Source organism: Curvibacter sp. GW821-FHT01G03, from assembly GCF_059422285.1.
Map to the genome: position 1 here is coordinate 59371 of NZ_JBWKWP010000014.1, position 11373 is coordinate 70743.

The following is an 11373-nucleotide window of genomic DNA, read 5'->3' on the forward strand; positions in this document are numbered from 1 at the left end:
GCGACACTGTGGACGCGGATGGGCTGTCCAGCCCGTCGGCGTGGGCGTGCGCCGCTTAAGATGGGTGCTGACCGGGCCAAGCCCATGAAGACCCCCTTAACCAGGAAATCCGAGACATGTCCGACCTGAACACCTTGTTTGAAGCCGCTGTGGCCAACTCCAAGAACCTCAGCGAGCGCCCTGACAATCCCACCCTGCTGAAGATCTACGCCCTGTACAAGCAGGCCACCCAGGGGGACAACACCGAGAAGAAGCCCGGCTTCACCGATCAGGTGGGCCGCTTCAAGTGGGACGCCTGGGAAAAGCTCAAGGGCAAAACCCAGGACGAGGCCAAGCAGCTCTACATCGACCTGATCCAGTCGCTGAGCTGAGCGGTACCCAGCCCAGGGAGCTGCTTCACCAAGTGGTGACATTCGCGGGGTACTCCGGTCGCAGGGGCGAGACACAATGCCTCAGCCGTTCTCTTCCGAGGTGCCCATGTCCCTTCATTCGTCCCATTCCAACCCCTTGGGCCGTCGCTACGCCTTTGCCCTGGTGGGCACACTCGGTGCCCTGGCCTTGAGTTCCTGTGGCGGCGGAAGCAGCAGCACGAGCAGCACCACCTCCTCGGTGGCCACGCTGGCCGGCCTGAGCCTGTCCGCCGGTAGCCTGTCACCGGCCTTTGCCAGTGCCACCGCGGTGTACGCCGCCAGCGTTGGCAACGCGGTCAGCAGCTTCACCGTCAGCCCTACGGCCACCGACAGCGGCGCCACCGTTCAGGTCAACGGCAGCACGGTGGCCAGCGGCAGCGCTTCGGCCGCGATCAATCTCAGCGTGGGCACCAACACCGTGACGGTGGTGGTCACCGCCAGCGATGGCAGCACCACCAAGACCTACACGGTGGTGGTGACCCGTGCGGCGGCCACTTTGTCGTCCGATGCGACGCTCAGCGCGCTCACCCTGTCTGCGGGCAGCCTGTCGCCGGCCTTTGCCAGTGCCACCACGGCGTACACGGCCACCGTGGCCAACAGCGTGAGCAGCCTCACGGTCAGCGCCACGCTGGCGGGGGCGGGCACGCTCAAGGTCAACGGCAGCACGACCAGCAGTGGCGCGGCCTCCAGCAGCGTGGCACTCTCGGTGGGCAGCAATACCATCACGGTGCTGGTGACGGCGGCCGATGGCGTCAGCACCCAGACCTACACCGTGACGGTCACCCGCTCGGCGGCCGGCAGTTGCACGCTGACCGCTACCGAAACCGATGGTCCTTACCCGCTGTACGCCATCCTGACCAATTCGGCCATCGCGCGCAGCGACATCCGCGAAAGCAAGACCGGCATCCCGTTGACGCTCACCCTCACGGTGTTGAGCGCAGGCAGCAGCTGTGCACCCATCAGCGGTGCGGGCATCTACATCTGGCATTGCGACAAGGATGGGCTGTATTCGGGCTACAGCACCAGCACCAACGCAGGTCAGAGTGGCCTGACCTATCTGCGCGGCATCCAGGTGACCGACAGCAACGGACAGGTTACTTTCACCACGATCTACCCCGGTTGGTATGCGGGCCGCATCACCCACATCCACGTGCAGGTGTACCTCAACGACAACCTGGCGGTTTCGGCCACGGCCACCACCCAGTTGGCCTTTCCGCAGACCATCACCACGGCGGTGTACAACAGCGCGCTCTACACCAAGGGGCAGAACACGTCGATCACCAGTTTCTCGGCCGACAACGTGTTCAGTGACGGCACCAGCACCGAGATGCTCACGTTGAGCGGTGACATCAGTGCTGGCTACAGCGCCAACATGACGATCACCATCGCCTGAGCGCCGCTTTGGCACCCGTACCTCACAGGTGCCGGCTCATGAACAGGCTGTGCGGGTCGGAGCGGTAGTCTGCAAATGGCCCGCAGGGCAGAAAGCCGTTGCGCCGGTACAGCGCATGGGCCGGCGCGAACGAGGGTGCGGTGCCGGTCTCCAGGCTCAGGCGCAGCAGGCCACGTGCCCGACCCTGCGCCAGGATGTGGTCGAGTACGGCCTGACCCACGCCCTGGCGCAAGAACGCGCCGTGGGTGCGCATCGACTTGAGCTCGCCATGCCGGGCATCCAGCGTCTTGAGCGCGCCGCAACCGCACAGGCGGTCACCGCGCCAGACCGACCACAGCGTGATGCCGGGTTGGCGCAGCGCCGCCAGCGGCAGCGCGTGCACGCTCTCGGGTGGGGTGTCGGCCTGCATGCCGGCCAGGTGCTCGCGCAGCAAGGCCTGGATCTCGGGGCCGCTGAGGTCGTCCTGACGGATCTCGAAACTCATGGAGGTGCTCCGGCTGGGGCGGCCCGGGGCGGGCCACTGGCCTGGACTTTAAGCCATGGCCCGGCAGGGGGCCGGGGCGGGCTCATTCGAGCGTGATGTGGGCGGTCTGGATGATCTGGCCCCAGCGCTTGAGTTCGGATTGGGTGAACTCGGCCAATTGACGGGGGCTCATCTGTTCGACATCGGTGCCGGATTCTTCGGCCTTCTTGCGGGTGTCGCCGCTGGCCAGGATGCGGTTGATCTCGGTGTTCAAGGTCTGCACCACGTCGGACGGCGTGTTGGCGGGGGCGTACAGCGCAAACCAGGAGTCCAGCTCATAGCCCGGCAGCCCGCCCTCGATGGTGGTGGGCACATCGGGCAGCGAGCTCAGGCGCTTCTTGCTGGTCACGCCCACACCCTTCAGGCGGCCCCCCTGGATCTGGCTCACCACGCCGGCGGGGGTGGTGATGAAGATGTCCACCTGGCCGGCCATCAGGTCTTGTACCGCGGGGCCCGAGCCCCGGTAGGGAATGTGGGTGATGAAGGTGCCGGTGAGCTGCTTGAACAACTCGCCCGCAATGTGCTGGATCGAGCCGTTGCCCGAGGACGCAAAGTTCAGCTTGCCCGGGTTGGCCTTGGCGTAGGCGATCAGTTCCTTGAGGTTGTTCACCGGCAGCTTGGGGTTGATGGCGATCACCTGGGGTGCGCGGGTCATCATCGCCACGGGGGTGAAATCCTTGATCGGGTCCCAGCCCGCCTGCTTGAACAGGTGGGGGTTGCCCACGTGGTAGCCGCTGTACGACACCAGCAGGGTGTAACCATCGGGTTTGGCCCGTGCCACGATCTGGTTGCCGATGTTGCCCGAGGCGCCGGGCTTGTTGTCCACGATCACGGGTTGGCCCAGCGCCCGACCCAGGGGTTCGGTGATCAGCCTCGCCGTGAAGTCGGTGGTGCCGCCGGGGGCGGTGGGCACCACCAGGGTGATGGGGCGTTGCGGGAATTTGCCCTGGGCCCAGGCCTCTCGGCCCAAGCCCGATACAGCCGCGAGTGAGGCGAGCTGCCCCAGAAGCTGACGTCGTTGCATGGTGTTGTCTCCGTTGTAATTGGGGGGTCGAGGCCTGGCTCTTCAGGCCAGTTCGGAAATCTCGATCAGGTTCAGGTCCGGGTCGCGCACATAGACCGAGCGGATCTTCTGCGTGGCACCGGTGCGCATCACCGGGCCTTCGATGATGGGCCAGCGGGCAGCTTCCAGCCGCTCGATCACCTGGCTCAGCGGCATGGTGGCGATGAAACACAGGTCCAGCGCCCCGGGCACCGGCAGGTGGGCCTTGGGCTCGAATTCGCGGCCCCGCACATGCAGGTTGATCTTCTGCAGGCCAAACTTGAAGGCCTTGCGTTCGACCGGTGGGGTGCCGCCGATGAAGCTCTCCAGTTGCATGCCCAGCACCCGGGTGTAGAAGTCGATGCAGGCGGCCTCGTCGTGGGTGGTCAGCACCAGGTGGTCCAGGTGGTCGATCATGCTGTCCTCTTCAGTCACAGGTTGAAGTCAAGTTGGTGCGTCTGCCGCCGCCGGGCCGCCCCAAGGCGGCAGGGGCCCCCTCGGGGGGCAGCGACCACACGAAGTGAGGGAGCGTGGGGGCCACTCATATCGGGGCAGGGTGCAGGTCGGCGATGCGGCCGGCCTTGGCCACCTGGCCCGGCACCTCGTGGCCCACGATGGTGGGCATCTGGCGCGCCACGGCCAGCAGGCGTGGCAGGTCGATGCCGGTGTCGTAGCCCATGGCGTCCAGCATGTGGATGGCGTCTTCGCTGCTGATGTTGCCGCTGGCACCCGGGGCATAGGGGCAGCCGCCCAGGCCGCCCAGCGAGCCATCAAAGCGGGTGATGCCGCTTTGCACGGCGGCCAGCACATTGGCCAGGCCCATGCCGCGGGTGTTGTGAAAGTGAAGCGTCAGCTGCAGATCCGCAAAGCGCGCCTGCAGGGCCTCGCACACCGCCTTCACCTGGGCTGGGTGCGCCATGCCGGTGGTATCGCAGATCGTCAGGCCACGCACCCCCAGATCGGCAAACCGATCGGCAAAGCGCAGCACCTCGGCCAGCGGCACCTCGCCCTCCATGGGGCAGCCGAAGCAGGTCGACAACGAGACATTGATCGGCGTGCGCCCGTCCACCCGCCGCACCACCTCGGTCAGCGCGGCCAGGCTGTGCTCGCGCGGCATGCGCAGGTTGGCCAGGTTGTGCGTCTCCGAGGTCGACATCACCAGGTTCAGCTCGTCGGCCCGCGATTCCAGGGCACGTTCGGCCCCGCGCAAGTTGGGCACCAGCACGGTGTATTCCACCCCAGGAGCCCGGCGGATGCGGCCCATCACCTCTTCGGCGTCGCGCAGCATCGGGATCGCCTTGGGCGAGGTGAACGAGGTCACCTCGATCTTGGCGTAGCCACACTCGCTGAGCGCGTCCACCAGCGCCACCTTGGTGTCGGTGGGGATGAATTCGGGCTCGATCTGAAAGCCGTCACGCGTGGCGACCTCGTTGAAATGGATGCGTGTCATGGGGCGTGTCACCGGGTGTGTCATGCGGGGTCTCCTGCCACGATGCCCCGGTCTTTCAGGGCCTGGATCTGATCGGCGCTCAGGCCGATGTCGCGCAGCACGGCGTCGGTGTCCTGCCCGATGCCCAGCGGTGCGTTGCGGCGGTGTCCGCCGGGGGTGCGCGACAGTTTGGGGATGATGCCGGGCACGGCCAGTGTGCTGCCGTCGTCCATCTGCACCTGTTCGATCATGCCGCGGGCCTGGTAATGCGGGTCGGCGGCGATGTCGGCCACCGTGTAGATGCGGCCCGCCGGCACCGAGGCCCGGTCGAGTGCGGCCAGCACCTCGTCCACCGTCAGCTTCGCCGTCCAGGTGCCGATGGCCGCGTCGATCTCGGCCACCCGGGCCACTCTGCCGGCGTTGTCGCCCAGGGCCGCGTCCTGGCCCAGGTCGTCACGCCCCATCTCGTGCATCAGGCGCTTGAAGATGCTGTCGCCATTGCCCGCGATCAGGGCGTAGCCCCCGTCGGCGCAACGGTAGGCATTGCTGGGGGCGATGCCCGGCAGGGCGCTGCCGGCCGGGCCCCGCACCGCACCAAAGGCGCTGTACTCGGGCAGCAGGCTTTCCATGCAGTTGAACACCGCCTCATACAGGGCCACGTCGATCACCTGGCCCTGTCCGCTGCGGTGGCGTTCCTGCAAGGCCATCAGGATGCCGATCACGCCATGCAGCGAGGCCAGCGTGTCGCCGATCGACACCCCCACGCGCACCGGCACGCGGCCGGGTTCGGCGGTGAGGTGGCGCAGCCCGCTCATGGCCTCGGCCACCACGCCGAAGCCGGGCTTGTCACGGTAGGGGCCGGTCTGGCCGTAGCCGCTGATGCGCAGCATCACCAGACGCGGGTTCAAGGCCAGCAACTCGTCCGGCCCCAGGCCCCAGCCTTCCATGGCGCCGGGGCGGAAGTTCTCGATCAGCACATCGGCCTCGGTGGCCAGTTGGCGCACGATGGCTTGGGCCTCGGCCGCTTTCAGATCAAGGGCCAGCGAGCGCTTGTTGCGCGACTGCACCTGCCACCACACCGAGGTGCCGTCCTTGAGCAGACGCCATTTGCGCAGCGGATCGCCGCTGCCCAGGGGTTCGATCTTCACCACGTCGGCGCCGAAGTCGGCCAGTGTCTTGGCCGCAAACGGGCCGGCGATCAACTGGCCCAGCTCCAGCACCTTCAAGCCGGCGAGCGGGCCGGTGGCCGGGAGGAATTCAGAGGGGCTTGTCATGGCGGGCAGTTTGCCGCTGTCCGCGCCCGCCTGTCCATTTCTGTTGCCGCAAGCCCTGTTCGCATTTTGCGAAGTCAGGGGTGGGCGTCAGCCCGGGGGACGTCGCCGGCCCAGGTGCCGGGCGGCCTTGGGGCTGTCGGGTTCCTGGGCCTGGTTCAGCACCAGGGCTTGCTGCTGCAGGCGGGCCAAGGCCTGATCCAGGGCATCGACCTCGGGCGTGCTCAGCACCTGCAGCAACTGGGTGTTGAGCAGGCGCACCTGGGGCATCAGTTCCGTCACCAGGGCCTCGCCTGCAGGCGTCAGCCAGAGCAGGGCGCGGCGGTGGTCGCCGGGGCGGGGCTCGCGCCGCACCAGTTGCTTGGCCAGCAACTGCCCCAGCGCCTTGGAGGTGCGCGCCCGGTCGAGTTGCACCCGATCCGCCAGTTCGGACGGGCCCAGGCCCTGCTGCTGCCACAGCAGCGACAAGACCGACCATTCGCGCCGGGTGATGCCATAGCGCCCTTCGCACAGTCGCACCACCGCCGCGCCCCCGACCGCCAACAAGCGGCTCAGGCGAAACAGCAACATGTCGTCGATGGCCTGGGGCTGGCGCAGGCGGGAGGGGGGATGGATCATGGTGCGTTCAGCGTAGCGAGGTGGGGCAGGTAGTGCTGCAGCAGTGTGGCTGTCACGGTGGCCTGCAAGGCATCCCGGCGGCGTTTGAGGGGGTCTCGTTCGGGCAGTTCGCTCATCCAGCGCTTGAACTGGATGAAGGTGGCCGGGTGCATGGTGTTCATGCGGGCCATCCGCCCGTTGCTGGCCACGATGACGGCTGAAAAAGGCGGGCTGTCCATCAGCACCTGAGCGCGTCGAGCCTGTGTGACCCAGAAATCGTCCTCGTCGTCGCTCAATCGCAGTGGGTGGGGGTCGTCTCCGGCCTGCATGCGACGCAGGATGTCCACCTCGAAGCCATCTTGGTTCACGGCGGTGTAGCGCTGCAGGCTCCGGATTTGGAAGCTGGGGTCCACCTTTTGCAGCACGCCCAGCATGGAGCTGTCTACCCGGGCCAGGGCGGTGGCAAACCGCAGGCGTCGCCGCACATCCCACAGCAAATCGATGTCGCGCGTGGCCACGGCGTCGCTGTCCACCATCACACCCGCCGCGGCTTCATAGGCATACAGCGCATGGGTACCCACCACCCTGAAAAAGTCGTGCAAATGGGTGTGGGCCAGTCGGTCCAGCACCGCCACCACCAGGGGGTCTACCCGCCCCACACGCAAGGCCCGGTTTAGCCGTTGCTGTTCGGTCAACTTGGTCTTCAGGGCGCTCAGGCGCGCGGTGGATGCCGCCTTTCGGTCCTGAAACTGCCGATAGATCTGCTCCGTCTCTGCATTGCGTGGACCCAGGCTTTTCTCGCCTCCGCCGGTCTGCGTGCGAACCAGATAGCTCGACTCGGGCGCCCTGGCTGGGCCTTTGTGCCAGTACATCCCGCCGCGCAACTGGTCTGCTTGTGACCGTGCTTCTTCATGCGCCTCGAAAACGGCCAGCGCGTCGATGTACTGGCGTGCCTGAGAAGCATTGAGTTCGCGCATTTCGGTTAAAAATCAGAAAATTTGAAAATATACCGAAATCTTATATAAATCAATAGCTTAATTGTTTTTGAAAGAGGTCTTCGAGAGCGGCGTGACGCTGGATTTATGGACCTCAGGGTTTTCCGGGGCATGGATTGATTTCAACAACTGATGGGCTGCACCCTACAGTCTCTGCATGTGGTTTCACACCCCGTGAAGTTGTTCCAGCCCAGTTCTGTCATGTCGCCCTCACCTTGCACCTTGTCTCGATCCGTTCTGAATCGCCGCCAGTATCTGGCCCTGAGCGGGCTGGCCTGGGGAGGCGCCCAAGCGCAAGCTTTTCCAAACCGTGCCATCAAACTGGTCAACAACTTTCCGGCAGGTGGTCCTTCCGACATCCTGGCGCGGGGTGCGGCAGATGTGCTGCAGCAGCGCTTTGGCCAGCCCGTGATCGTGGACAACCGGCCTGGGGCGGGCGGCAATCTGGGCGCCGACGTGGTGGCCAAAAGCCCTGCTGATGGGCACACGGTGCTGGTTTGCATTGACAGCCTGTTCACCGTCAACCCGCACATCTACAAGTCCATGCCGGTCAAACTGGCTGATTTCAAGCCCTTGCTCACCCTGGCCTCATCGGGCCTGTTGATCGGGGTGCACCCGGGCACCGGCATCAAGAGCCTGGCCGAACTGGTGGCGCAGGGAAAGAAGCGCACGCTCAACTTCAGCTCGGGCGGCAGCGGTAGCCCGGGGCACTTGGCGGTTTCGGTGATGAGCGAAGCCACCGGCATGAAGATCCAGCACATCCCCTACAAGGGCAATTCGCCTGCGGTGACTGCTGTGCTTGCCGGCGAGGTGGATGCGGGCGTGCTGGCCACTCCAGGCATGCTGCCTTATGTGAAAGCGGGCAAAATCACACCGCTGGCCGTCACCAGTCGCCAACGCTCTGCCCTTGCCCCCGAGGTGCCCACTGTGGCCGAGCTCGGCTTGCCGGGCCTGGAGCAGGAGGTGCTTTACCTGACCCTGGTGCCGGCCGCCACGCCGGCAGATGCCTTGCAGGCGCTGCAGGCGGGCTGGGTCGAGGCCATGGGCCGCCCCGAGACGAAAGCCCGCATGCAACAGCTGGATCTGCAAGCCGAGAAAGACAGCGGTGACGCCTTGCGCGATCGCCTGATGCGCCAGTCGGCGCGCTATGCCCGCATCATCCAATCCACCGGAATGACCGTCGAATGAGCTCCCAACGCCCCAACATCATCTTCATCGTGGCCGACGACCTCGGCTACGCCGACCTCGGCTGCTATGGCGGCCGTGAGCCCGTCTCGCCGGTGCTCGACAGCCTGGCCGAGCAGGGCCTGCGCTTCACCCAGGGCTACTCGAACTCGCCGGTGTGCTCGCCCACGCGCTTTGCCATGATCACGGCGCGCTACCAGTACCGGCTGCGCGGCGCCGCCGAAGAGCCCATCAACAGCAAGAGCCGCGGCAGCACCACCCTGGGCCTGCCCACCGAGCACCCCACGCTGCCCTCTCTGCTCAAGGCCAGCGGCTACAACACCGCGCTGATCGGCAAGTGGCATCTGGGCTATCCACCCGCATTCGGCCCTTTGCGTTCGGGTTACGACGAGTTCTTCGGGCCCATGTCGGGCGGCGTCGACTATTTCACCCACTGCGATTCGCGCGGCACCCACGATCTGTGGTTCGGCGAAGAGGAGCACCAGCAAGAGGGTTACCTGACCGATCTGCTGTCTGACCGGGCGGTGGACTGGGTGAACCGCATAGCCCCGGCAGCCCAGGCCGGCCAGCCGTTTTTCCTGAGCCTGCATTACACGGCGCCGCACTGGCCCTGGGAGACCCGCGACGACGAGGCCCTGGCGCAAGAGGTCAAGGACAACCTGTTCCACCTGCATGGCGGCAACATCCATACCTACCGCCGCATGATCCACCACATGGACGAGGGCATCGGCCGCGTGATGGCCGCGCTGCGCGCGCAGGGGTTGGCGGACAACACCCTGGTGGTCTTCACCAGCGACAACGGCGGCGAGCGCTTCTCGGACAACTGGCCCTTGGTGGGCGGCAAGATGGACCTCACCGAGGGCGGCATCCGTGTGCCCTGGATCGCCCACTGGCCTGCAGCCATCGCCCCGGGGCGCGTCAGCGATCAGCATTGCCTGACCATGGACTGGTCGGCCACCATGCTGGCTGCGGCTGGCGTGGCGGCGCACCCGGATTACCCGCTCGATGGGGTTTCTCTGTTGCCCGTGTTGCGCGAGGAGGCCCCGGCCTTCGAGCGGCCCATGTTCTGGCGCATGAACCACCGCGGCCAGCGGGCCGCCCGCCTGGGCGACTGGAAGTACCTGCGCGTGGATGGGCACGACTACCTGTTCAACATCCCGGCCGATGAGCGCGAACGCGCCAACCATGCCAGCCGCCAGCCCGAACGCCTGGCCGAACTGCGTGCCGCCTGGACGGCCTGGGAGGCCACCATGCCCCCCATCCCCGACGACGCCACGGTCAGCCTGGGTTACGGCGCCAAGGACATGCCCCAGCGCTGAGCGACCGGCCTGCGCTTCAGCTTGGGGTGAGGGCTGCCAGCAAGCGCTCCAGCCCCGCCAGCGCCTGTTCCACGGCCACACCGCCGGTCTGGGCGCGCACGATGGCCCCATCCGCCGCCAGGCCGGCCGCCTCGGCCAGGGCGCGGGCGTCGGGGCGCCCGACCAGCAAGGTTTCAATCGCGCCCACCATGTCCTGCTTGTGGGCGGCCGAGATGGCCAGCGCATCGCCCAGCCCCCCACCCAGTTCCGCCACCGCATTGATGAAGGCACAACCCCGGAAGCCTGGCTCGCGCAGCCATTCGCCCAGGGCCGCTGCCAGGGGGTGCAGGGGGTGGCGAAGGCGTTCTGCCGGGCTCTGAGCCTCCCGGTGTCTCGCCAGGGCGGCCTGGAACCAGCCCATCCAGCGTTCGTGGCGATAGGCCAGAAAGGCGCGGATCAGTTCGTCCTTGGCCGGAAAGTGCCGGTAGAACGTGACCTTGGTGACCCCCGCCGCCGCAATCACCCGGTCCACCCCGGTGGCGCGCAGGCCGTCGCGGTAGAACAGCTCATGGGCGGCCAGCAGAATGCGCTCGCGGGCCGGCAAGCTGGGGTCGAGCACGAAGGGCGCTGAAAAAGAATCTTCTGTCATGTCGATGATTGTAGACAGGTCTGTCTACATGGATTAGAGTTGCGGGTAGACAGATCTGTCTACATGCAGGATTTTCTGCCCCAACCTTCCTTTGACGGAGCCCTTTCATGGAAACCAAGCCCCCGCTGCCCCCCTTCACCGCCGAGACGGCGGTGCAAAAAGTCCGCCTGGCCGAAGATGCCTGGAACTCCCGCGACCCGGCCCGCGTGGCCCAGGTCTACACCGAGGACACGGTGTGGCGCAACCGGGCCGAGTTTCCGGTCGGGCGTGAGCAGGCCCGCCAGCTCCTTGAGCGCAAGTGGGCTCGCGAGTTGGACTACCGCCTGATCAAGGAGCTGTGGGCGTTCACCGGCGAGCGCCTGGCCGTGCGCTTTGCCTACGAGTGGCATGACGATTCCGGCCAGTGGTACCGCAGCTACGGCAATGAAAACTGGGAGTTCAACCCCCAGGGCCTGATGCAGCGGCGCTTTGCCAGCATCAACGACATGCCGATCCGGGCGGACCAACGCCTGTTCCACTGGCCACTGGGCCGCCGGCCTGACGATCACCCGGGCCTGAGCGAGCTGGGCCTCTGAGCAGGC

Annotated in this window: 13 protein-coding genes; 5 read left to right on the top strand and 8 right to left on the bottom strand. The window is 66.4% G+C overall.

Annotation, left to right across the window (positions count from 1 at the left end):
* The first annotated feature begins 116 nt into the window (after positions 1 to 116).
* Together AC07VS_RS20080 and AC07VS_RS20085 are read left to right on the top strand one after the other, a co-directional pair.
* Positions 117 to 371, top strand: coding sequence for an acyl-CoA-binding protein (locus AC07VS_RS20080; protein WP_492349266.1), 255 nt, complete (start codon positions 117 to 119; stop codon positions 369 to 371).
* A gap of 106 nt (positions 372 to 477) precedes the next feature.
* The gene (locus tag AC07VS_RS20085) at positions 478 to 1803 is read left to right on the top strand and encodes a cadherin-like beta sandwich domain-containing protein (RefSeq protein WP_494751797.1); all 1326 of its coding nucleotides are present in this window, start codon (positions 478 to 480) and stop codon (positions 1801 to 1803) included.
* Between the two features lie 22 nt (positions 1804 to 1825).
* Here AC07VS_RS20085 and AC07VS_RS20090 read toward each other — a convergent pair whose 3' ends face one another.
* The 7 genes from AC07VS_RS20090 to AC07VS_RS20120 all read right to left on the bottom strand — a co-directional run bounded on the left by AC07VS_RS20090 (position 1826) and on the right by AC07VS_RS20120 (position 7642).
* Positions 1826 to 2287, bottom strand: coding sequence for a GNAT family N-acetyltransferase (locus tag AC07VS_RS20090; protein ID WP_492349264.1), 462 nt, complete (start codon positions 2285 to 2287; stop codon positions 1826 to 1828).
* Between the two features lie 82 nt (positions 2288 to 2369).
* Positions 2370 to 3350 carry a Bug family tripartite tricarboxylate transporter substrate binding protein gene (locus tag AC07VS_RS20095; protein ID WP_494657733.1) on the bottom strand — a complete coding sequence of 327 codons (981 nt, stop codon included), beginning with the start codon at positions 3348 to 3350 and terminating at the stop codon, positions 2370 to 2372.
* 42 nt (positions 3351 to 3392) lie between these two features.
* The gene (locus AC07VS_RS20100) at positions 3393 to 3785 is read right to left on the bottom strand and encodes a VOC family protein (RefSeq protein WP_494751798.1); all 393 of its coding nucleotides are present in this window, start codon (positions 3783 to 3785) and stop codon (positions 3393 to 3395) included.
* A 124-nt stretch (positions 3786 to 3909) separates the two neighbouring features.
* On the bottom strand, positions 3910 to 4818 hold the full coding sequence (locus AC07VS_RS20105) for a hydroxymethylglutaryl-CoA lyase (protein ID WP_494751830.1): 909 nt from the start codon (positions 4816 to 4818) through the stop codon (positions 3910 to 3912).
* 20 nt (positions 4819 to 4838) lie between these two features.
* Positions 4839 to 6071: a CaiB/BaiF CoA transferase family protein gene (locus AC07VS_RS20110; protein ID WP_494751799.1), complete on the bottom strand. Its 1233-nt coding sequence runs from the start codon at positions 6069 to 6071 to the stop codon at positions 4839 to 4841.
* An 87-nt stretch (positions 6072 to 6158) separates the two neighbouring features.
* Positions 6159 to 6686, bottom strand: coding sequence for a MarR family winged helix-turn-helix transcriptional regulator (locus AC07VS_RS20115; RefSeq protein WP_494751800.1), 528 nt, complete (start codon positions 6684 to 6686; stop codon positions 6159 to 6161).
* Positions 6683 to 7642 (bottom strand): GSU2403 family nucleotidyltransferase fold protein, encoded by a 960-nt coding sequence (locus tag AC07VS_RS20120; RefSeq protein ID WP_494657736.1) that lies wholly within the window; start codon positions 7640 to 7642, stop codon positions 6683 to 6685. Before AC07VS_RS20120 ends, AC07VS_RS20115 begins: the two co-directional genes overlap by 4 nt.
* A gap of 219 nt (positions 7643 to 7861) precedes the next feature.
* Between AC07VS_RS20120 and AC07VS_RS20125 the strand changes: the two genes are divergently transcribed.
* Together AC07VS_RS20125 and AC07VS_RS20130 are read left to right on the top strand one after the other, a co-directional pair.
* Positions 7862 to 8848 carry a Bug family tripartite tricarboxylate transporter substrate binding protein gene (locus AC07VS_RS20125; RefSeq protein ID WP_494657737.1) on the top strand — a complete coding sequence of 329 codons (987 nt, stop codon included), beginning with the start codon at positions 7862 to 7864 and terminating at the stop codon, positions 8846 to 8848.
* Positions 8845 to 10164 carry a sulfatase family protein gene (locus AC07VS_RS20130; RefSeq protein WP_494751801.1) on the top strand — a complete coding sequence of 440 codons (1320 nt, stop codon included), beginning with the start codon at positions 8845 to 8847 and terminating at the stop codon, positions 10162 to 10164. The genes AC07VS_RS20125 and AC07VS_RS20130 overlap by 4 nt, the downstream gene beginning before the upstream one ends.
* Positions 10165 to 10180: 16 nt before the next feature.
* Here the strand turns inward: AC07VS_RS20130 and AC07VS_RS20135 are convergent, their stop codons facing one another.
* The gene (locus tag AC07VS_RS20135; RefSeq protein WP_494751802.1) at positions 10181 to 10792 is read right to left on the bottom strand and encodes a TetR/AcrR family transcriptional regulator; all 612 of its coding nucleotides are present in this window, start codon (positions 10790 to 10792) and stop codon (positions 10181 to 10183) included.
* Positions 10793 to 10899: 107 nt separating this feature from the next.
* Here AC07VS_RS20135 and AC07VS_RS20140 point away from each other — a divergent pair, with 107 nt between their 5' ends.
* On the top strand, positions 10900 to 11367 hold the full coding sequence (locus tag AC07VS_RS20140) for a nuclear transport factor 2 family protein (RefSeq protein WP_494657740.1): 468 nt from the start codon (positions 10900 to 10902) through the stop codon (positions 11365 to 11367).
* Positions 11368 to 11373: the final 6 nt, after the last annotated feature.